This window comes from uncultured Cetobacterium sp. (genome assembly GCF_947038635.1).
Taxonomy (GTDB): Bacteria; Fusobacteriota; Fusobacteriia; order Fusobacteriales; family Fusobacteriaceae; genus Cetobacterium_A.
In genome coordinates this window covers 1-23,055 of sequence record NZ_CAMQXC010000016.1, presented here as the reverse complement: position 1 = coordinate 23,055, position 23,055 = coordinate 1, and the positions used below count along the sequence as shown (strand labels likewise).

The 23,055-nt window shown below is 30.5% G+C and carries 21 protein-coding genes; 2 read left to right on the top strand and 19 right to left on the bottom strand.

Annotated elements, in window-relative coordinates:
- Positions 1 to 2: 2 nt before the first annotated feature.
- Positions 3 to 1,307 (bottom strand): Na+/H+ antiporter NhaC family protein, encoded by a 1,305-nt coding sequence (locus Q0V08_RS03235; RefSeq protein WP_297432034.1) that lies wholly within the window; start codon positions 1,305 to 1,307, stop codon positions 3 to 5.
- 116 nt (positions 1,308 to 1,423) lie between these two features.
- Complete coding sequence (locus Q0V08_RS03230; protein ID WP_297432032.1) at positions 1,424 to 2,437, bottom strand: PTS sugar transporter subunit IIC; 1,014 nt, start codon at positions 2,435 to 2,437, stop codon at positions 1,424 to 1,426.
- A gap of 346 nt (positions 2,438 to 2,783) precedes the next feature.
- On the opposite strand from Q0V08_RS03230, the gene Q0V08_RS03225 reads away from it, so the two are divergent.
- Positions 2,784 to 3,161: a RidA family protein gene (locus Q0V08_RS03225; protein ID WP_297432030.1), complete on the top strand. Its 378-nt coding sequence runs from the start codon at positions 2,784 to 2,786 to the stop codon at positions 3,159 to 3,161.
- A 29-nt stretch (positions 3,162 to 3,190) separates the two neighbouring features.
- Here the strand turns inward: Q0V08_RS03225 and Q0V08_RS03220 are convergent, their stop codons facing one another.
- The 17 genes from Q0V08_RS03220 to yaaA all read right to left on the bottom strand — a co-directional run bounded on the left by Q0V08_RS03220 (position 3,191) and on the right by yaaA (position 21,149).
- Positions 3,191 to 4,186, bottom strand: a complete 996-nt coding sequence (locus Q0V08_RS03220; protein ID WP_297432028.1) for an RnfABCDGE type electron transport complex subunit B — start codon at positions 4,184 to 4,186, stop codon at positions 3,191 to 3,193.
- A gap of 15 nt (positions 4,187 to 4,201) precedes the next feature.
- Positions 4,202 to 4,786, bottom strand: coding sequence for an electron transport complex subunit RsxA (gene rsxA / locus Q0V08_RS03215; protein ID WP_023050793.1), 585 nt, complete (start codon positions 4,784 to 4,786; stop codon positions 4,202 to 4,204).
- A gap of 3 nt (positions 4,787 to 4,789) precedes the next feature.
- Positions 4,790 to 5,398 (bottom strand): electron transport complex subunit E, encoded by a 609-nt coding sequence (locus Q0V08_RS03210; protein ID WP_023050792.1) that lies wholly within the window; start codon positions 5,396 to 5,398, stop codon positions 4,790 to 4,792.
- Entirely contained in the window at positions 5,398 to 5,937 is a 540-nt protein-coding gene (locus Q0V08_RS03205; RefSeq protein WP_023050791.1) for an RnfABCDGE type electron transport complex subunit G, read from the bottom strand. The genes Q0V08_RS03210 and Q0V08_RS03205 overlap by 1 nt, the downstream gene beginning before the upstream one ends.
- Positions 5,937 to 6,869, bottom strand: coding sequence for an RnfABCDGE type electron transport complex subunit D (locus Q0V08_RS03200; protein WP_297432024.1), 933 nt, complete (start codon positions 6,867 to 6,869; stop codon positions 5,937 to 5,939). Before Q0V08_RS03200 ends, Q0V08_RS03205 begins: the two co-directional genes overlap by 1 nt.
- 10 nt (positions 6,870 to 6,879) lie before the next feature.
- Entirely contained in the window at positions 6,880 to 8,190 is a 1,311-nt protein-coding gene (rsxC, locus tag Q0V08_RS03195; protein ID WP_297432022.1) for an electron transport complex subunit RsxC, read from the bottom strand.
- A 105-nt stretch (positions 8,191 to 8,295) separates the two neighbouring features.
- Entirely contained in the window at positions 8,296 to 8,862 is a 567-nt protein-coding gene (pth, locus tag Q0V08_RS03190; protein ID WP_297432020.1) for an aminoacyl-tRNA hydrolase, read from the bottom strand.
- 66 nt (positions 8,863 to 8,928) lie between these two features.
- Complete coding sequence (locus Q0V08_RS03185; RefSeq protein WP_023050787.1) at positions 8,929 to 10,137, bottom strand: L-serine ammonia-lyase; 1,209 nt, start codon at positions 10,135 to 10,137, stop codon at positions 8,929 to 8,931.
- 29 nt (positions 10,138 to 10,166) lie between these two features.
- The gene (pheT, locus tag Q0V08_RS03180) at positions 10,167 to 12,560 is read right to left on the bottom strand and encodes a phenylalanine--tRNA ligase subunit beta (RefSeq protein ID WP_297432018.1); all 2,394 of its coding nucleotides are present in this window, start codon (positions 12,558 to 12,560) and stop codon (positions 10,167 to 10,169) included.
- Positions 12,561 to 12,576: 16 nt separating this feature from the next.
- Positions 12,577 to 13,593 carry a phenylalanine--tRNA ligase subunit alpha gene (gene pheS, locus Q0V08_RS03175; protein ID WP_023050785.1) on the bottom strand — a complete coding sequence of 339 codons (1,017 nt, stop codon included), beginning with the start codon at positions 13,591 to 13,593 and terminating at the stop codon, positions 12,577 to 12,579.
- 25 nt (positions 13,594 to 13,618) lie between these two features.
- On the bottom strand, positions 13,619 to 14,080 hold the full coding sequence (locus Q0V08_RS03170) for a metallophosphoesterase (RefSeq protein WP_297432016.1): 462 nt from the start codon (positions 14,078 to 14,080) through the stop codon (positions 13,619 to 13,621).
- Positions 14,081 to 14,087: 7 nt separating this feature from the next.
- Complete coding sequence (locus tag Q0V08_RS03165; RefSeq protein ID WP_297432014.1) at positions 14,088 to 14,861, bottom strand: hypothetical protein; 774 nt, start codon at positions 14,859 to 14,861, stop codon at positions 14,088 to 14,090.
- A gap of 24 nt (positions 14,862 to 14,885) precedes the next feature.
- Complete coding sequence (gene gyrA, locus Q0V08_RS03160; RefSeq protein ID WP_297432012.1) at positions 14,886 to 17,339, bottom strand: DNA gyrase subunit A; 2,454 nt, start codon at positions 17,337 to 17,339, stop codon at positions 14,886 to 14,888.
- Between the two features lie 46 nt (positions 17,340 to 17,385).
- A complete protein-coding gene (gene gyrB, locus Q0V08_RS03155) occupies positions 17,386 to 19,296 on the bottom strand; it encodes a DNA topoisomerase (ATP-hydrolyzing) subunit B (RefSeq protein ID WP_023050781.1) in 1,911 nt (636 codons plus the stop codon).
- Positions 19,283 to 19,834, bottom strand: coding sequence for a DUF721 domain-containing protein (locus Q0V08_RS03150; RefSeq protein ID WP_185890922.1), 552 nt, complete (start codon positions 19,832 to 19,834; stop codon positions 19,283 to 19,285). Before Q0V08_RS03150 ends, gyrB begins: the two co-directional genes overlap by 14 nt.
- Positions 19,812 to 20,912, bottom strand: a complete 1,101-nt coding sequence (gene recF / locus Q0V08_RS03145; protein ID WP_297432011.1) for a DNA replication and repair protein RecF — start codon at positions 20,910 to 20,912, stop codon at positions 19,812 to 19,814. Before recF ends, Q0V08_RS03150 begins: the two co-directional genes overlap by 23 nt.
- Positions 20,913 to 20,942: 30 nt before the next feature.
- Entirely contained in the window at positions 20,943 to 21,149 is a 207-nt protein-coding gene (gene yaaA / locus Q0V08_RS03140) for a S4 domain-containing protein YaaA (protein WP_023050778.1), read from the bottom strand.
- Between the two features lie 493 nt (positions 21,150 to 21,642).
- Here yaaA and Q0V08_RS03135 point away from each other — a divergent pair, with 493 nt between their 5' ends.
- Complete coding sequence (locus Q0V08_RS03135; RefSeq protein ID WP_023052493.1) at positions 21,643 to 22,854, top strand: NupC/NupG family nucleoside CNT transporter; 1,212 nt, start codon at positions 21,643 to 21,645, stop codon at positions 22,852 to 22,854.
- Positions 22,855 to 23,055: the final 201 nt, after the last annotated feature.

Here is a 23,055-nt window from a genome sequence, read left to right as displayed (position 1 = left end):
TTTTATGATTCTTTTGGATTATAAAAAATATATCCTATTGTAAATATGGCTAATATCATTTGATACCATAATAATGGTATTATATCAAATGGAGAAACTTTTCCTCCTGCAAAGCTTAGCATTATAAGCATTTGAGCTCCATAAGGGATTGCTCCTTGAGCGATACATGAAAATATATCTAAAACAGAAGCACTTTTCTTAGGATCTACTCCATATCTATCAGATATTTTCTTGGCTATTGGTCCATTTATAATGATAGCCACAGTATTGTTAGCTACAGCCATATCTGTTAATGTTACTAACAAAGCCATTCCCATTTGAGCACTTTTAACACCCTTTATTCTTTTTTCAATTGTATTCATTATCCAATCTACACCACCAGCTTTAGTTACTAATGATGCTAATCCACCTGTTAAAAGAGATAATAAAAATATCTCTGTCATTCCAGTAAATCCATTGTAAATCTCTTTTGCATATCCTAACCAAGTAAAATCACCATAGAATAATCCTATAGCTCCTGATAGTGCTATTCCTGCTGTTAATACAACAAAAACATTTATACCAATCAGAGATAAAGTTAAAACAAATATATATGGCAATACTTTTACTATATTAAAAACATAAACTCCAGTTTCTGGCGCTATTTCTGGTTTTCCAAAAACTATTAAAAGTATTAATGTTAAAATTGCTGCTGGTGCTGCTATTTTTATATTTACTCTAAATTTATCTTTCATTTCAACACCTTGAGTTCTTGTTGCAGCAATTGTCGTATCAGAAATTATCGAAAGATTATCTCCAAACATTGCTCCACCCATCAAGGCCGCTAAAACTAACGGCATTGAAACACCGCTTTTTTCTGCTAATCCTACTGCTATTGGTGCTAAAGATACAATTGATCCTACTGATGTTCCAGTAGCTGTTGAAATAAATCCCGCAATTACAAATAACCCTGGAGCTATATAGTGTGACGGAACATAAGTTAATCCTAAATTTACTGTTGAATCAACTCCACCCATAGACTTTGACACAATTGCAAATCCACCAGCTAAAAGATATATTATACACATTGTTATAATGTCTTGGTGCCCACATCCTTCTAAAAAAGTTTCAAACTTCTCTTTTATACTACCTTTAAATAGTAAAAATGCTACAATTATTCCAGGAAAAATAGCAACTGGAGCTGGTAATTGATAAAAAGCTAACTCTACGCCCATAGAATCTAAAATAATTCCACTTCCTAAATAAAACCCAATGAAAACTAAAAAAGGAATTAATCCCTTAAAACTTCCTTTTGTTTTTGTATTCATTTTTTACCCCCTTTTATTTTTTTATACATTTTTATGAGTATACATTATTTTTTATATTTTATCAAATTTTTAGTAAAAAAAAGTTCCAGTAGAACTGGAACTTTCTTATATAACTATTATCCTCTTATTTCAGAAACAGTTTTAATTTTATAATTTTTAAATACGATTGATCCTATATATCCTGTTGCAATACCAGCTACAGCACATAATCCAGCTGTAATTAATACCTCTTTAGCAGGATTGAATCCAAACATTACTGCGAAACCAGCGATTGGTGTTGCTGTTCCTGTAGCGTTGTTAATTAATCCAAAATAGTTAACAATCATACCAGCTATTCCTCCACCAATAAAGTTAGTAGTAAATACTGGAATTGGATTTGCAGAAATTATATCTGCTTGAGTTAATGGTTCGATAGCAACAGCTATTGTTGTTGATCTATCTCCAAACTTCATTCTATCGAAGAATACAAAGTTCATAAATGATGAAGCCATTACTGATAATGCTCCTATTGCCATTGGTAAACCAGTTAATCCTAACATTGCTGTTAAAGCCATTGAACTTATTGGAGCTGTAGCAACTACTGTTATAACTCCTCCTAAGATAAATGCCATTACATATGGACTAGCTGATTGCGCAGCAATAATTATATCTCCAATTGTTTGTAAAGCAAATGTAACTCCAGGAGAAACAAACTGAGCTATTCCTCTTCCTAAAGGTGCTGCTAAACAAATAATTACAATTAAATCTAAACCGTCAGGTATTTTTTCCTCTAACTTAGGAATAATAAATGACATTACATATCCGGCGATAAATCCAGGGATGATTCCCATTCCTCCACAAACTACACCTAATAAAACTGCATAAACAGGACTTACTCCTAAAGCTAATGGTACTAAAATTGCTGCTGCAACTCCTCCCATTGATCCTGCTGAGGCTCCAACCTCTCCTAAAAACTTAATTCCTAAAAGATCTCCACCAACATATAATTGGAAAGCTTCTACTAGGAAACTTGCTGTTGCTGCTCCTGCTAGAGCACCCATAGCTTTCATTCCTCTTGGTGCTTTTAAGCTAAATCCAGTAAAGAATGCTAAAACCAATAATAATAACACTGTACCTTTTAATAATTCCATTTTCCCTCTTTCCTTCGACATGCTTGTTAAAAAAATAACAATACGTCAATTTTAACTTTTTTTCTCACAGAATTAATTATACTCTACACTTTACAAAAAGTAAAGTATTTTTTTAAATTTAATGTTTATTTTTAAGACATTTCAACACACGTTTAACACATTTAATGTATACTTTACATTATTTTACTTTTTAACTTTGTTAATTCTACATTTTTTTATGAAAAAATGTGATTTTATTCACAATACTAATTTTTATAACTCCCATAAATTAGTATTTTGTAGGTTGTTTATATAATAATTTTATGTTAAAATTTAACTATCTAAATTTAATTGGGAGGTATTTATAATGAAGAAAGTTATCAACACTAGTAAAGCTCCTGCAGCTATTGGTCCTTACTCACAAGCAATTGAAGTAAATGGAACTTTATACGTTTCTGGACAAATTCCATTTGTTCCTGAGACTATGACTGTTATATCAGAAGATGTTAAAGAGCAAACTAGACAATCATTAGAAAATGTTAAAGCTATTTTAGAAGAAGCTGGATATTCATTAAAAGATGTTGTTAAAGCTGGAGTTTTCATTAAAGATATGAACGATTTTGCTGCTATTAATGAAGTTTATGCTGAATATTTAGGAGAAGTTAAACCTGCTAGAGCTTGTGTTGAAGTTGCTAGATTACCTAGAGATGTTAAGGTTGAAATTGAAGTTATCGCTGTAAAATAATAAAAGATGAGGATATCCTCATCTTTTTTTTATAAATTTTGAATATTAATTTTTATAGCTGAGAATTTGCACTTATCATAACACAATTGGCAACCTATACATTTAGATTGATCAATTTTATGTTTTTGCTTAACTTCTCCCTCTATACATTTAACTGGACAAACTCTAGCACATGCTGTACATCCAATACATTTTTCTTCAATTATTTCTGCTTTTTTTATTTCTTTAACTTCACTATTTATAGCTTTAGTTGGACACTTTACAGCACATAATCCACACTCTACACATTTTTCTGGGTCTATTCTTGCCACATTATTTTTTATTTCAATTGCATCTACTGGACAGGCTTTCTGACAAAGTCCACAAGCTATACATGCTACTGTACAAGCTTTTCTAGCAACTACTCCCTTATCTCTTGACATGCAATTAACCGTTACTCTTTTATTCATTGGTAACATCTCTATTAATCTTTTTGGACATGTTGAAACACATTTTTTACACGATACACATTTCTCTTCATCTATATTTACAATTCCTTTTTCAGTAACTGTTATTGCATTTACTGGACAAACCTTAACACAATCTCCATATCCTAAGCAACCGTATTTACAAGATTTATCACCACCTGCATATAGATTTATTGCAGAACAAGTTGTTAATTCACCTTCAAATTCATATGTCTTTGTTGTTTTAGTACAATCTCCCTGACACAATAACTTTGCTACCATTTTAGGTCCTGACAAATCAACAGTAGCTCCCATAACTTTTGCTATTTCTGATGCAACTGCTGGTCCACCTGGTGAACATGCTGTCATTTCTGCTCCATTTAGAGCAATTGCTTCTGCATAACCAGAACATCCTGGATATCCACATGCTCCACAATTTATTCCAGGAAGTATTCCTTGAATAGCTTCTACTTTTTCATCAACCTTCACTTCAAACTTCTTAGAAGCATAGGCTAAAAATAGTCCCATTGCTAACCCTGTTCCTCCTAACGATAAAACAGGAAATAATATTGATTCCATTAACCTACCTCCAATCTATATTTGCATTCCGCTGAATCCCATAAAAGCCATTGCTAAAAGTCCTGCTGAAATAAACGCTATAGGAACTCCTTTAAATGGTCCTGGAATAGCTGCATATTCTATTCTTTCTCTTATTCCTGCTAATAATACTAGAGCTAATGTAAATCCAATCGCTACAGCTGCTCCATTTATAACAGACTCTATGAAGTTATACTCTTGTTGAATATTTAAAATAGCAATACCTAACACAGCACAGTTTGTTGTTATAAGCGGTAGAAAAACTCCCAAAGCTTTATATAAATTTGGTGACGTCTTTTGAATCGCCATCTCTACAAATTGTACTAATGAAGCTATTATTAATATAAAAGCTATTGTTTGTAAATACTCTAATTGTAATGGTACTAATAGATAGTTATAAATTGTCCATGTTACTCCTGAAGCTAATGACATAACAAATGTTACTGCCATACCCATTCCTATTGATGACTCAACTTTTTTAGAAACTCCCATAAATGGACAAATTCCTAAAAATTTAGCAAATATTATATTTTGAATAAAAATTGCTGTTATTATTAAACTGAATATTTTTGCAAAATCCATTTTTTATTTCACCCCACTCTTTCTAGCTTTAATATAGTTCTGAGTAGCAATTATAAATCCTATTGTTATAAATGCACCAGGTGCTAAGATAAATATTAAAGCTGGTGTAAATGAAGCTGGTGTTACAGATATTCCAAAAGCTGTTCCATTTCCTAATATCTCTCTAATTGTTCCTAAAAGAGTTAGAGCTAATGTAAATCCTAATCCTGCTCCAATTCCATCTAATATTGATTTAAATACCGTATTTTTTGATGCAAAACTTTCAGCTCTACCAAGTACAATACAGTTAACAACAATCAGAGGAATAAATAATCCTAAAACTTTATATAAATCTGGTAAATATGCTTTCATAACCATCTCAACTATAGTAACTAATGATGCTATTACCATTATAAATGCAGGAATTCTAACTTTATCAGGAATAAAGCTTTTTATCATCGATATTAACATATTTGAGAAAACAATTACTGACATTGTTGCAAGTCCCATTGCCATTCCATTTATTGATGATGATGTAACTCCTAGTGTTGGACATAGTCCAAGTAAAAGTACAAATACTGGATTTTCTTTAATTATTCCATTTAATAATATCTCTTTATTTGATTTTGCCATTATTTTTTATTCACCCCACTATTAAAACTATTTAGAGCTCTTTTAATTCCTGTATAAACAGCATTTGGTGATATTGTAGCTCCTGCAAAACCATCTGCTGATTTATTAAATTCATAAGAAGCATCTTTTCCAATAGCTTTCTTTTGCCACTCTGGATCTAATATTTTTGATCCTAGCCCAGGTGTTTCCTGACTTCCTATTATATTTAGTCCAGTTACTCTTCCTCTTCTATCAATTCCTAATACAAAATCTATATTAGCAGCATAACCTGGCTGAGAAATTGTTACTACATATCCAACAGGCTTTCCATTTGATCCATTTCCAGGAATAAATTCTAATTCGTCTACCTTTACTATTGCATTCTCATCAAATGATTCAGCTTTTGGTAAAACCATTATTCTTGCTGCATTTACTGCTGCTTTTTCATTTTCCTTTATAACTTTTTGTGTTGCTCCGTTAACTACAGATAAAATTCCAGCAGAGATTGACGCTATTAGTGTTAAAACAATACCATAATGTACAAATCTATTTCTTTCCATTATTTTACCTCCCCAAATTTTTTAGGGCTTGTATATCTATTAATTAAAGGTACAAATCCATTCATTATAAGAATTGAATAAGCAACTCCTTCTGGATAACCACCTTTAAATCTAATTAATGATACTAAAACTCCTATACCAAAAGCAAAAATAGCTCTTCCTTTTGGCGTATGAGGTGAAGTTACCATATCTGTTGCCATGAAGAATGCTCCTAAAAATAATCCTCCTGAAAAGATATGTAAAAATGGGTCTGCTCCAGCTATAAGAGAACCTGCAAACACTGTTCCAATCATTATTGCTGGTACTTTCCAATCTATTTGCTTTTTATAGATTAAATATGCTCCACCTAAAAGAAGAGCTAAGACAGATGTTTCTCCTAAACAACCCCCCATTCTACCTATAAATGTATTTAAATAAAGATTTCCACTTTCTATTAAAGCATTATCTGTTGATAAACCTCTTTTCATTGCATCTAAAAGAGTAGCTCCTCCAACATCATCATACATAAATGTTGTTATTGCAACTGGCCAAGATGCTTGAACAAATGCTCTTCCAACTAAAGCTGGATTAAATATGTTATGCCCTAATCCACCAAATACCATTTTTCCTAGAGCTATTGAAACTACAGCTCCAACTATAACATACACTAAAGACATATATGGTGGTATTACAAAAGCGTATAAAATTCCTGTTATAATAGCACTTCCATCAAAAATTTGTACATCTTGTTTCATTAATTTTTGACATACAAACTCAGTTACCATACAAGATAAAATAGATACTGCTGTTACTACTATTGCTCTAATTCCAAAAAAATAGCATGCTGCTAAAAGTGCTGGAAGTAATGCTATTATTACATCGTACATTACGTCATCAACAGTTTCCTTAGTTCTGATATGAGGCGATGGCCCCATTTTTAAAATTTTTGCCACTTTTTTCCTCCTACTTTTTCATTGTTCTAAGTTTAGCTTTTCCAATTTTTATTGCTTCTGTTAGTGGTCTATTAGCTGGACATATGTAAGCACAAGAACCACACTCGATACAATCCATCAAGTGGTATTTTGCCATCTCTTCCCATTGTGAAAACTCTGCTAATCTAGCATACATTATTGGTTCTAATGACATAGGACATGCATCAACACATTTTCCACAGCCTATACAAGCTTTTGGCTTACAATAATTTGTTTCTTCTTTCGTTAGAGCTAGTAATCCTGAAGTTCCTTTTATAACAGGTACCTCTAAAGTTAATTGAGCCATACCCATCATAGGTCCACCCATAACTATTTTCTCTACTACTTCTTCTTTATACCCACAATTTTCTAAAAGTAATGATATAGGTGTTCCTATAACAGCTTTTAAGTTTTTAGGTTGTTCTATTCCTTTTCCAGTAACAGTTACAACTTTATCTAGTAAAGGTAATCCATTTACAATAGCATCATATATCGCTGCTGCTGTCGTTGTATTGTTAACAACTACACCAACTGCCGAAGGTAGCTTTCCTGAAGGTACCTCTTTATTTAATATAGCTTTTATTAAAGATTTCTCTCCACCTTGTGGATACATAGTCTTTAGTGGCATAACTTCTATATTTGTCCCTTGGCAAGCTTTTCTCATAGCCTCTATTGCCTCTGGCTTATTATCTTCAATTCCAATAACAGCACTATCTACATTTAGTATATGTTTCATTATTTTTATACCCTCTATAACTTTTGAAGGTTCTTCAATCATAACTCTATTGTCAGAGTTTAGATATGGTTCACACTCAGCTCCATTTAGTAGTAATATCTCTATTTTTACATCTGCTGGTGGATTTAATTTTACGTGCGTTGGGAAAGCTGCCCCTCCAAGACCTACGATTCCTTTAGATCTTATTGCTTTTAACAACTCCTCTTTAGTCGAATTTTTCCACTCTGGTAATTTCTCTAGAGTTGTCCACTCCTCTTGTTCATCATTTTCAATTACAATTGTTTGCACATTTCCCATCAATGGAAATGGTAAGTTTTCAATTTTTTTTACTATACCACTTACTGATGCATGCACAGGAACTGATAAAAAAGCTTCTGAATCAGCTATTATTTGTCCCTTTAAAACTCTTTCTCCAATTTCTACGCAAGGCGTTAAAGGAACCCCTATATGCTGAAGAAGTGGGATGAAAACCATTTTAGGTGCTGCTAAAATCTCTACAGCTTGATTTTCTGTTTGGATCTTATTTTCAGGTGGATGTACTCCCCCTTTGAATCCGAAGAATTTCATAAAAATATTCCCTCCTTTGTAGTTAACAAACTATATTCCATTGTTAGAATAACATATTTATTTATATTTAACAACTTTTTTGAGCTATTTTTTTGCTTTTTTGTGTTACTTTTTGTTATATTTCTGCATGATTTTGTCTATTTGAGTGTTTTTTAATACATCATCCAATAAAGAAATCACACTTGAAAACATAGGATTTACAACCTCTGACTCCTCTTTTGTAAACCTACCTAAAACAAAATTAATATTTTCATCTTTATTTTTTGCTTTCCCTATTCCACATTTTACTCTCATAAAATCCTGACCTAAATGTGATATTATAGATTTTATTCCATTGTGACCGCCAGCACTTCCATTTATTTTTACTCTTAATTTTCCTAAAGGTAAATCCATATCATCATAAACAACAACTAAATCTTCCACTGGATCTATTTTATAAAATTTAACAACTTGAATTATTGAATTACCACTTAAATTCATATATGTTTGAGGTTTTAATAAAATTACTTTTTCTCCATTCACTGTTTTTTCTGTTAATAATCCTTGAAACTTTTCTTTAAATGGATTGAATCCATTTTTTTCTGCAAACTCATCAATTATATCAAATCCAACATTATGTCTTGTTCTTTCATATTCTTTTCCAGGATTTCCTAATCCAACTATTAACTTCATCTTTCCTCCTAAATTATAACTATAAAGAAAGAGAGAATCTAAGATTCTCTCTTTCAAAAGGTTTTATTAGCAATTCCCATCAAATTGGTATTTTGCAAGTCCTCCTAGAGAAGTTTCTTTATACTCCTCTTTTAAGTCTCTTCCTGTTTCTCCCATAGTTTTTACAACTTGGTCAAAAGAAATGCTATGCTTTCCATCTGTATATAAAGCATACTGTGCTGCATCTAAAGCTCTTACTGCCGCCGCTGCGTTTCTTTCTATACAAGGTATTTGAACATATCCTCCAACTGGGTCACAAGTTAATCCTAAGTGGTGCTCTAATGCCATTTCTGCTGCATATTCGATTTGCTCTAATGATCCACCTAATATGAAACATGCCATTGCTGCTGCCATTGCACAAGCTGATCCAACTTCTGCTTGACATCCACCCTCTGCTCCAGATATTGTAGCATTTTCTTTTATAATGTTACCGATTAGTCCAGCTATAGCAAGACCTTTTAATACTTCTTCATTTGTTAAGTTATACTCCTCTTTTAAGGCGTACATTAATCCAGGAATTACTCCTGCAGCTCCACAAGTAGGGGCAGTAACAACTCTACCTCCTCCTCCATTCTCTTCAGACACAGCTAATGTGTAAGCAAATATTCTTCCAACAAATCCACCTCTAGATTTATCGTTTCTTGCTTTTCTATAGAACGATTGAGCTCTTCTTTGTAATCTTATTGTTCCTGGTAAAATTCCATTTTTAGAAAGTCCTGATTGAACAGAAGCTTCTAAAGCTGTTCTTATTTGATCTAAGAAATACCAAATTGATTCCCCTTCATTTTCAGTAACAAATTCCCATAATTCTTTTTTATTTTTTTCACACCATGACATAATTTCAGCCATTGTTCCAAAAGAATAAACTCTTGATCCACCCTGTCTTTGTTGTCCTTCTTCCATTATAGTTCCTCCACCAACAGAGAATACTAACCAAGAATTTAACTCGTTTCCTTCATTATCTAAAGCGATAAACTTCATACCGTTAGTGTGATACGGATGAACATACTCTGGCATCCATACTATTTCTGTAGATTTAGGCTTTAACGTTTCTATTATTATATAGTCTGTTAAGTGCCCTTTTCCTGTTAATGCAAGTGACCCGTATAACTCTACTTTGTAACTTGCTGCATTTGGGTTTTCTGCCTTAAATCTTTTTGCCGCTCTCTCTGGCCCCATTGTATGAGAGCTTGATGGTCCATTTCCAACCTTAAATAATTCTCTTAGTGAATCCATTTTTCCTCCTGAACTTTTAATTAAAAATTTTACTGTCTAATCTCTCCGTTATAGTTTTTAGCTATTAATTTTAAGATTTTATCAACAGTTATATTGATATCGCTTTCCTCAAGAGTTCCATCCTTCTTTCTTAAAACGATGCTTATAGCAACTGATTTTTTATCAGCTTCTATTTTCTCTCCTTGGTAAACGTCAAATATAGCAACACTTTCGATTAGATTTGATGACTTTTTGATATCTTCTAACATCTTTCCAACTAGTACATCTCTATCTAAAACAACTGCTAAGTCTCTAGTAACTTCAGGATATTTTACAATTCTCTCATATTTAACTTTTTTAGCTCTATAATTTAATAGAGTTGTTAAATCAAGTTCAGCTACGTATGCTCTCTCTCTTTTAATGTCCATATTTTCTGCTAACTCTGGGTGAATTTCTCCAAAAGTTCCTATTTTAACTTTTCCTATTCTTATATCAGCACTTCTTCCTGGATGGAAGTTGTTATCCTCTGATCTATCTAGTTGATATCTAGTTACTCCCATATATTCTAAGAATTTTTCAACAAATCCTTTTAAAGTATAGAAGTCCATCGCTTCTGGCTTTGGATCCCATAATGTTTTAAAAGTTTTTCCTGCAAGAGCTATTGAAGCTCTTAATGTTTCATTTGCTAATCCATCCTCTTTTGGAGTAAATACTCTTGATACCTCGAAAAATCTTAAACCATTTTGATTTCTATTTAAATTATCTCTTACGTTTGCTAACAAACTATAAATTAATGTTGGTCTCATAACTGCCATATCATCACTAATTGGATTTGTTATTTCCAATGTAGGTTCTGTTATTCCTAACATTTTTATAGCATCTTTTGAAATAAAACTATAGTTTATTACTTCTTGTAATCCTAATTTTGCTAATATTTCTTTAGCTTCATCAACAACAACAGTCATTGAATCTTTAACTCCAGGTCTTATATTTTCTTCTGGCATCTTATTTTCTATATTATCAAAACCATACATTCTTATTATTTCTTCATAAAGATCTGCTGTTCTAGTCAAATCTCCTCTATAAGATGGTGGTGTTGCTATTATTGTTGTAGAGTTTAATGTTTTTATATTTATACCTAAATTAGTAAGTATCTTTCCTACTACATCAATCTCTATATTTTTTCCCATAAACTTTCTTAACTTTTCAATATTTAAAGGAATTTCTATTTTTTCATATTTTTCAATATATTTATCGATACATCCTTCTAAAATTTCTCCACCTGTTAGTTGAGAAATTAAATCTGCTGCTCTTTCTAAAACTTCAGCAGTATTTTCTATATCTAATCCTCTTTCAAATCTGTAAGAAGAATCACTTGATAAACCTAGTTCTTTAGATGTTTTTCTTATATTTTCTGGAGTAAAGTATGCACATTCTAAGAAAATTTCAGTTGTTTCCTCTGTTACTTTACTTGATTCTCCACCCATTATTCCTGCTATTCCTAAAGGTTTTTCAGCATCTGCAATAACTAGTTCACCTTTATTTAGTTCTCTTTCAACTCCATCTAATGTCACTATTTTTTCGCCATTTAATGCTTTTCTAACAACTATTTTTCTGTCATTGATTTTTGTTAAATCATAAGCATGTAAAGGTTGATTGCATTCAAATAAAATATAATTTGTTGCATCTACAACATTATTTATTGGCTTTAATCCCATTGAAATTAATCTATTCTTTAACCACTCTGGAGACTCTTGAACTTTTATATTTTTTATAACTTTTCCTGAGAATCTTTTACATCTCTCTTTATCTTCGATTCTTACATCTATATGCCCAGTATTTATACTCTCTATTATCTTTTTAGATTCAAACTCAGGACATTTTATTTTTCTTCCATAATAAGCAGCTATCTCTCTAGCTATTCCTATATAAGATAAACAATCTGGTCTATTTGGCGTTATTTCTAATTCAAAAATTACATCATTTAATTTTTTATAAACTCTGTATTCTACACCTAATGGAGCATCTTCTGAAAGTATTATAATTCCATCTCCATCATTTCCAAGTCCAAGCTCTACCTCTGAACAAAGCATACCTTGAGATTCTACACCTCTTATTTTGCTTTTCTTTATTTTAAAGTCTCCTGGTAAAACTGCTCCAATAGTTGCTACAACAACTTTATCTCCTAGTTTATGATTTGGAGCTCCACATACTATTTGTAGCTCCTCTTCTTCACCTATATTAACTTTTAAAAGTGTTAATTTTTCAGCTTCAGGATGTTTCCCATACTCTGTTATCTGTCCAATAACTACTTTTGCTAATTCTTTTCCTTGCTCCTCTATAGCTTCAACCTCTTGACCAATCATAGTCAATGTGTTTTCTAGCTCTTTTATGTCCTCTTTTATATCGACATATTGCTTCAACCAATCCAACGAAATTAACATTATATGCCTCCACCTTTTATTTAAATTGCTTTAAGAATCTTACATCATTTTCAAAGAATGCTCTTAAATCATCAATACCATACCTTAGCATTGTAATTCTTTCTATTCCCATTCCAAATGCAAATCCTGATACTTCTTCTGGGTCATATCCTACAGCTTCTAAAACAGCTGGATCAACCATTCCACATCCCATTATTTCTAACCATCCACTATGTTTACAAAGTCTGCACCCTTCACCTTTACAGATTACACATTGTACATCCATTTCAGCACTTGGCTCTGTGAATGGGAAGAAGTGTGGTCTAAATCTAACTTTAGTTTCTCCAAATACTCTTGTTACAAATTGCTCTAACATAGCTTTTAAATTAGCAAAAGATACTTCTGGTCCTACCATTAATCCTTCCATTTGGTGGAACATTGGTGTATGAGATATATCATAGTCATTTCTATATACTTTTCCTGGACAAACCATTCTAAACGGTGGTTGATGTTTTTCCATATATCTAGCTTGTACTGGTGATGTATGTGTTCTTAAAACTACATTTTCACTCATATAAAATGTATCTTGTAAATCTCTTGATGGATGTGTTTCTGGAATATTTAACGCATCAAAGTTGTAAGAAGTAAATTCTACCTCTGGTCCCTCTGCAACATCAAACCCCATTTCCACAAATATATTTTTTAAGAAGTTCATAGTTTCTGTTATCGGATGTAATCCTCCTGTAGAAACCTCTCTACCTGGAAGAGAAATATCTAAAGTTTCAGATTCTAATTGTTCTTTCTTCACCTTATTTTTAATCTCTGTTGTTTTTTCTTCGATTAAAGTTGTTATAACTGTTTTTACATCATTTACCATTTGTCCAAAAGCAGGTCTTTCTTCTGGTGATAAATCTCTCATAGATTTAGAAATTTCAGTAAACTCACCTTTTTTTCCTAAATACTTAACTCTAATTTCATCCATTTCTTGTAGTGTTGCTGCTTTTTGGATTATTAAACTAGCTTCATCCTTTAAAGCATTCAGCTTATTTTTCATTTGTTTCCTCCTAAAACAAGGCTTTTTATTTTATCTCTTTATAACTAAAATTTAGCTTTTTATTTTCAATTAGCAATACTCCATATCTATTATCCTTTAAAGCTCCTGGATTAAAGTATTTTATTCCATTCTTTTCTTCATAATATGGAATATGAGTATGCCCAAAACAAACAGCATCTACATCATATCTTTCAGCTATTGCTTCTAAAGTATACATCTCTTTTTTTACGTTATAAAGGTGTCCATGCGTTATAAATATTTTTATTCCATCTATATCTAATATTTCATTATCATTAAATTTTCTATCAAAGATATCACAGTTTCCTCTAACAATATAAAACTTTATATCTGGAAAAGCAAAAGAACACTCTTCACCATCCCAACTATGATCACCTGTCCATATTATTATATTAGGACTTTCCTGTGATATTATATCATAAATTTTATTTGTGTTTCCATGAGAATCTGTAACTATTAATATTTTCATATTCACTCTATCCTATAAATATTGATGTTTGAGATTTTTCCATAATATTTAATCCTTTTTTTCCTGTAATTTTTTCAAAGAAATAACCTCTACTCAAATTTCCCATAATTAAAAGATCTAAATTATTAACTTCATTTAAATACTCTTCTTTAGCTGTTTCTCCATCAAAATTTTTCCATTCTACAACTTTTTCTTTTTCTTTTAAATATTTTAATAATGTATTATCCTCTATCTTATAAAGTAAAGTTAACATTACAAAATCTTTTATCTCTGGAAAAATATTTATAAAAGAAAATACACTTTTATTTATTTTTACACCATCATCACTTGAAATTCCAACTTTTTCTAAAGATGTTATAGCTTTTTCTCCTACCATAACAATTGGTTTAAAGTGATTTTTTAATACTGTTACAGCTGACTCTGATAAAGCCTCACCTTTTTCAAAAAGTAATAGATCGGCAAGCTTCATATACTCTTTAATTATATCCCATGGAAATCCAAATTCAACATTTAATACTGAATTTATTCCTCTTAATTTCAATTTTTCTTGTAGATGTTTTACTTCCTCTTCTTCAAAGGCATCTCTTTCTTGTGAGAAGGAGTTATTACTTAAGTTTACTATCATTCCATCCATTGTTGCTGGTATAATCTCATCCCTTCTAACATCTTTCACATATAGTGGGACTATTTCGTATCCAAATTTCTCTTTAAAAAATATTGCGCTATCTATTAGTACATTTTTTTTTGATCCTTCTCCAAATACAACTAAAACTTTTTTCATAATAACTCCTCCTATAGACTTAAATTATTCTTGAGTTGCTTCTTCTGCATCTTCCTCTTTAAAACTTGCTATTGATACAACTTTTTCAGATTCTGATTCATTTACTCTCATAATTTTTACACCTTGAGTTGCTCTTCCAATTATTGAGATTTGATTTACTGAAGTTCTTATAACAATTCCTGATGATGTTATTACCATTAATTCTTCTTCATCTTTAACAGGTTTTACTGCTACAACTTCTCCGTTCTTATCACTACATCTTATATTTATAACACCTTTACCACTTCTAGACTGTAATGGATACTCATCTACTCTTGTTCTTTTTCCATATCCATTCTCTGTAATAGTTAAAATAGTCTCATTTGCTGCATCATCTATTAATAGTGCTGATATTACTTTATCTTTAGCTCTAAGAGATATTCCTTTTACTCCACTTGTATCTCTTCCAGTTGGTCTTACATCATCTTTAGAGAATCTAATTGAGTGTCCTAATTTTGTTGCTAAGAAAATCTGTTCTTTTGAATCAACTGGTAAGATTCCAACAAATATTATGTCATCTCCATCTCTTAATTTAATTGCTTTTAATCCAGCAGTATTTATATTTTTGTATTCACTTAAATTAGTCTTTTTAACCATTCCATCTCTAGTTACAAATACAAGTTCTTTATCTTGGCTAAACTCTCTTATTTTTATTATTTCTCTAACTTTCTCATCTTCCTTTAATTTGATTAAGTTTCCTATAAGTCTTCCTCTAGCCTGTTTTGAAGATTCTGGAATTTGATAAACTTTTAAGTGGAAAACTCTACCTTTATCTGTGAAAATCATCATTGTATCTAAGTTTGACATAACTTCCATTCTCTCAACAAAATCATCTTCTATAGTATTTTGAGTTGAAACTCCCTTTCCACCTCTTTTTTGAGCTTTATATTTATCTAGCTCCATTCTTTTTACATATCCTCTATTCGTTATAGTAACAAGAACGCTATCATCTTTTATTAAATCTTCTGGTCTTATCTCTAATCTCTCTTTTTCAATAGTTGTTCTTCTTGGGTCATTGTATTTATTTTTAATATCATTTAATTCATCTTTTATAATTTCATAAACTCTATCATCATCTGCTAAAATTTTATTTAATTCAATTATTAAAGCTTTTAACTCTTCATGTTCTCTATCAATTTTATCTCTTTCAAGACCAGTTAATCTTTGTAATCTCATATCTAAGATTGCTTTTGCTTGCTCTTCACTGAATCCATACTTATCAATTAAGGCTATTCTAGCTTCATTACCATCTGCTGACCCTCTAACAATTTCAATAACTCTATCAATATTTTCAAGGGCTATTATAAATCCTTTTAATATATGAGCTCTTCTCTCAGCTTTATTTAAATTAAATTTTGTTCTTCTAGTTATAACTTCAAATCTATGCTTTAAGTATTCGTCTAAAATTTCTTTTAAGTTTAATACTCTTGGAACATTATTAACTAATGCTAGCATAATTATTCCAAATGTTGTTTGAAGCTCTGTGTATTTATATAGTGAATTTAAAACTAACTCTGACTCTTCACCTTTTTTTAATTCTATAACTACTCTAATACCATCTCTATCTGATTCATCTCTTAAGTCTGATATTCCAACTATTTTTTTCTCTTTTACTAAGTTAGCTATTTTTTCAATTAAAGAAGCTTTATTTAATTGGTATGGAATCTCTTTTATTATTAAGCTTTCTCTACCATTTTTTCCTTCTTCTATTTCAATTTTTCCTCTAACTCTAACTCTTCCTCTTCCAGTTGTATAAGCATCATAAATTCCTGCTTCTCCATCAATTATTGCTCCTGTTGGAAAATCTGGACCTTTTATGTATTCCATTAATTGAACTGGTGTTATTTCCTTATTATCTATTAGAGCTAGTATTCCATCTACAACTTCACCTAAGTTATGTGGTGGAATATTTGTTGCCATTCCTACAGCAATTCCTGTAGCTCCATTTAATAAAAGGTTAGGAAGTTTTGCTGGTAATACAATCGGCTCATCTAGTGAATCGTCAAAGTTTTTTCTAAAATCTATTGTATCTTTATCAATATCTTCTAATAACTCATTACTTATTTTAGACATTCTAGCTTCCGTATATCTCATTGCTGCTGCTGAATCTCCATCGATAGATCCAAAGTTTCCGTGTCCATCTACAAGTTCATATCTATAAGCAAAGTTTTGAGCCATTCTTACCATTGTATTATATACTGCTGAATCTCCATGTGGATGGTATTTTCCTAAAACTTCTCCAACGATTCTTGCTGATTTTTTATATGGCTTATCACTTGTCATTCCCATTTCATTCATAGCAAATAAAATTCTTCTATGTACTGGTTTCAATCCATCTCTTACATCTGGTAATGCTCTACTAACTATTACACTCATAGAGTAATCTAGATAGGATTGCTTTAACTCTTCCTCTATATATCTATTATTCACATTAGACATTATTTATTCCTCCTAGAACATTATTTTTATTATTGTACCCATACATTTATATATCCAGATTTTTTACAAACTCTGCATGTTCTTCAATAAACTCTCTTCTTGGTTCTACTTTATCTCCCATTAGTTTATCAAATAATATATCGGCTTCTCTTGCATCGTCAATTGTAACTTTTAATAAAGTTCTTGTGTCCGGATCCATAGTTGTTTCCCAAAGTTGTCCAGGATTCATCTCTCCTAATCCTTTATATCTTTGAAGAGTATATCTTTTATCTTCACCCTCTAGTCCAGCTATGATTTCTTTTAATTGTCTATCAGTATAAGCATAAGATACTGTTCTACCTTGTGTTATTTTAAATAGTGGCGGTTGAGCTATAAATACATTTCCATTATGGATTAAATCTACCATATATCTATAAAGGAACGTTAGTATCAGTGTTCTTATATGAGCTCCATCTACGTCCGCATCTGTCATTATTATTATTTTTCCATATCTTCTTTTTTCTATATTGAAATTATCTCCAATACTAGTTCCAAAAGCTGTTACCATCGCTCTAATCTCTGCATTTTCTAACGCTTTATGTAATCCAGCTTTTTCTACGTTTAATATCTTACCTCTTAATGGTAAAATAGCTTGGAATGATCTATCTCTACCTTGCTTAGCTGATCCTCCTGCTGAATCTCCCTCAACTATATAAACTTCACAATCATCAGGATTTTTTGAAGAACAGTCTGCTAATTTTCCAGGTAATGATCCTATATCTAAAGCTGATTTTCTAAGTACTAACTCTCTTGCTCTTTGAGCTGCTTCTCTTGCTCTTTTTGAATTTAATATCTTTTCAACTATAACCTTTAAGTCATTAGGTGCATCTTCTAAATACATCTTTATTTGAGCTCCTGCTACAGTAGAAACTATACCAGTTACTTCACTGTTTCCTAACTTTGTTTTAGTCTGACCTTCAAATTGTGGTTGAGGAACTTTAACTGAAACTATTGCTGTTAACCCCTCTCTTATATCAGATCCTTGAAGCTTTCCATCTTTATCTTTTAAAAGCCCTGTTGTTTTTCCTAAATCATTTATTACTCTTGTTAATGCAGTTCTAAATCCACTTACGTGAGTTCCACCTTCATGAGTATTTATATTATTAACAAAAGAGTATATTGTTTCTCTTTGGTTTGTATTATACGTCATTGCTATTTCTACAGAAACATTATCAACTTCTCCACTCATATAAAAAGGAGCTTTCATTATTGGTGTGCTATCCTTTTCAATCTCTTTTATATAATCTAAAATTCCACCTTCAAATTCTAAATTTACAACTTTTGCAGGCTCTTTTCTTAAATCAGATAAAACTATAGTAAGTCCCTTGTTTAAGTAAGCTAGTTCTCTTAATCTTGTTTCTAACGTAGAAAAACTATATACTAACGTTTCAAAAATTTCGTAATCAGCTTTAAATCTAACTGTAGTTCCACTATCTTCTGCAACACCAATTTCTGTTACATCCTTTTCTGGTACTCCTCTGTTATATTTTTGGTAATAAACTTTACCTGCTTTTCTTACTGTAACTTCTGTCCACTCAGAAAGAGCATTTACTACAGAAACTCCTACTCCGTGTAATCCTCCAGAAACTTTATAGTTATTATTCTCAAATTTTCCTCCTGCATGAAGAACTGTTAACACTATCTCTAATGCCGATTTTCCATACTTAGGGTGTATATCAACTGGAATTCCTCTTCCATTGTCTACAACTTCTATTATATTATCCGGTAATATTGATACTTCTATTTTTGTTGCATATCCTGCTAATGCCTCATCCACTGAGTTATCTACAATTTCCCATACCAAATGATGTAGTCCTCTTTCTGAAGTTGTTCCTATATACATTCCAGGTCTTTTTCTTACAGCTTCTAATCCTTCTAAAACTGTAATATTTTCTGCTTGATAATTATTTGTTGTCATCTTTATCCTCCAATATCTTATCTGCAATATTTTTTAAAGAGCAAGGTTTACAAACAAAACCTTCTCCAAAAAACATCATTCCACAAATATCACATTTTTTATAGCCCTTTAATTTTAAGGCATCTTCTCGCTCTTTTGCTCTCTTTTTCAAAACCTCTATTTTCTCTTCTAAAGTTAAATCCTTAAGTTCTGAAATAAAATGCTCTTTTTTTTCTTCACTAATTTTTTCATCCATAAATTCCACATAGTTACAACTTTGAACCTTTGAAACTTTAAATCTTATATCTTTTACATACTCTTTTTTTAAAATTTCTTGAACTTTTTTTAAATATTTATTTTTGTTCATAGACATATGATGAAGGTAGATACTATCCTCAACCAATACATATAGAATCCCCTCTTTTATCCAAAGAGGTTCACTTTTTTTAGAAAGTTTCCCAACAATATCTCTCCAATGTCCTCTTATTATACCTTCTTTTAACTTCCTACTTTTTACAATAGCTTCTTCCACTGCTTCACTTACATTCATAATGTCCATCTTGAATCTCTCCTTTATCAATTCTAAAGTTTTTAGATTCTATATTTAAATCAGTTGTTGAACTAATGAAAACTTGTAATTCTCTTTTTTTTAAATAATTTATGATGCTTTCTTTTCTTATGGAATCAAAATAAGATGATATATCATCTATTAAAAAAACTGGTGTTTCTCTTTTTTCTTTTATTACCATATCTATTTCAGATAATTTTAAAGAAAAAATTATCGATTTTTTTTCACCTTGAGATGAATAAGATTTAGCTTCTTTTCCATTTAAAAGAAACTTAAAATCATCTCTTTGTGGTCCTACTAAAGAATACCCATAACGAAGCTCTTGATACTTTAGCTCCTGTATTTTAAGTTTTATTCTCTCTTCTAAATTTAATAATGTTAAACCTTTTACTTCTCCGAGAAAACTCTCATATTTTAAATTTAACTCTTTTTTATTATCAAAAAGTTTTCGATAATTTAGATTTAATATTATAGAAATATTCTTTACATATTCTATTCTTTTCAAAATCACTTTAGCTGCTAATTTTATAAATTCATCTTCATAAATCAGAAACATTTCATCTTTTATATTTTTTTCTTTTAAATACTTATTTCTTATTTTTAAAAGTTTATTGTAATCTTTTAAACTCTTAAAATATTCATAATTACTTTGAGCGATCTCTCCATCAAAAAATCCTCTTCTAAAACTAGGACTTCCAACTATTAACTCTATATCCTCTGGAATAAAAGTTACGATATTTACCTTTCCGTAAAATTCATCAAATGGAGTTTTTTTACCATTATACTTATACTCTTTATGTTTTTTATCAATCTTAACACTCAAAGTTTTTTCAGAAACTAAATCTCTATAAGATATGTAGCTTCCCATTTTTTCTTTATTGTATTTTATCAATTCTATATTTTTTGAGGTTCTAAAACTTTTCCCAGTAGCACTAAAATAAATAGCTTCTAATATACTTGTTTTTCCTTGACCATTTTTTCCAAAAAATAGATTAAATCTTGAAGAAAATTGTATATTTCTATCCTCTAAATTTCTAAAGTTTATGTAATTCATTTCAAGAATTTCCAATGTTTATTTCACCCCAAAACTATAATAGATTTAAGCTACTACAAATACTAATCCTAAAAATTCAACCTTATCTCCTGGATAAAGTTTTTTCCCACGTCTTTCTTCTACTTCTCCGTTAACTTTTACTTGTCCATCTAAAATAAGCTCTTTAGCTTGGCCACCAGTACCAATTTCACCAGTAAATTTAAGAAATTGATCTAACTTAATAAATTCTGTAGAAATTTTTATCTCCTGCATCTTTACCTCCTAAAATATTTTTAGTCTATTATACATTTTACCATAAAACTAACTTTATTTCTATAAGATTTATCATGGTTTCATGAGGGTTTCTCTCTTTAAAATAATATTTTTATTAATTTTTATTATTTTTTTATTATTTTTCAATATAAATACAAATAGTATAATTTCAATTCTTTTTATAATTTTTTTTGTTATTTTTTTTATTATTTTTCATTAAAAAATTCTTTAATTTTATTACAACAAAAAAGTGTACAATTATTTTTTTTATGTTATTTTTTAAACTTTTAGTTTTAATTTTGTTTTTTTTGTTATATTTACAAAATAAAAAGTGTACATAATTTCTTTTATTATTTTTATCTATATACATATATTTTTTTTACTAGGCAACTTGTCCTATGTATATTATATATTTTAGAATATAATTAAAAGGATAAAGTAATTTTTGATAGTAATATCAAAATAATATTATAGTTATAGAGGAGCTGGTAATGTGTCTATACTGAGAAGTATATTCGGGATTTTTGTAATTTTATTTTTAGGGTATCTTCTATCTTATGATAGAAAAAACATCAAATGGAGAACAATCATAGCTGGTTTTGCACTACAATTTTGTTTTGCCTTTATAGTAATGAAAACGTCTGGTGGAGCTTACATCCTTGAGTCTGTTTCCAATGGTTTTAACAAAATAATTGCTCAAGCTAATGAAGGAATACAATTTGTTTTTGGAGGATTATATACACCAGGAACTAACATCGCATTCGTTTTTGCTTTTAACGTTCTGCCTCTTATTATTTTCTTTGGTGCTTTAATCTCTGTATTATACCATTTAGGAATTATGCAATTAGTTATCAAATATATCGGTGGTGGAATATCAAAGCTTTTAGGAACTAAGGAAGCTGAATCTGTATCTGCTGCTGCAAATATTTTCCTTGGTCAAACTGAAGCGCCGCTAGTTATAAAACCTTATATCGCAAATTTAAGTAGATCTCAACTTTTTGCTGTTTTAACTTGTGGAGTTGCTTCTGTTTCTGGTTCTACTTTAGCTGCTTATGCTGCTTTAGGTGTTCCTATGAAATATTTAATTGCTGGTTCTTTCATGGCTGCTCCAAGCGGATTAGTGTTCGCTAAACTAATCATGCCTGAAACTCAAGCTGAATCAGAGGATGAAAAAATCGAGTTTACAAAAAGTGATTCTGTTAATGTTATTGAAGCTGCTGCAAAGGGAACTATCGATGGTATGAATATCGCTCTTATAATCGGAGCTATTTTAATATCATTTATCGCTTTAGTTTCTTTAGTAAATATGATTTTAGGTGGAATTGGAGATTTATTTGGAATCCAACTTACTCTTCAAACGATTTTAGGTTATATTTTTGCTCCTATAACTTATGCTATGGGTATTCCATGGCATGAAGCTGTTTATACAGGAAGTTTATTAGGACAAAAAATGGTGCTTAATGAGTTTGTTGCTTATGTAGATTTCACTAAAAACATAGCTGGACTTTCTGAAAAAACAATAGCTATTATGAGTTTCGCTTTACTTGGATTTGCTAACGTAGCCTCTTTAGGACTTCAAATTGGTGCTTTAGGAGCTATTGCCCCTAATAGAAGAAGTGAAATTGCTCAAGTAGGTATGAGAGCTGTTTTAGCAGGTTTCTTAGCTTCTCTTTTAAATGGAGTTATAGCAGGAGTATTTTTCTAAAACTATATATTTACTTATAAAAAGACAAGAAAATTTTCTTGTCTTTTTTTTATTATATATTTTTTATATTTTTTTTATTAACTATTGTTTTTTAGAATTTTATATTATATACTCGTACAAACAAAAATAATTAACTAGGAGGAAACAATGAAGAAAAAAATCAGAATACCTGATACGTATGTCATTATCTTTTTTGTAGTT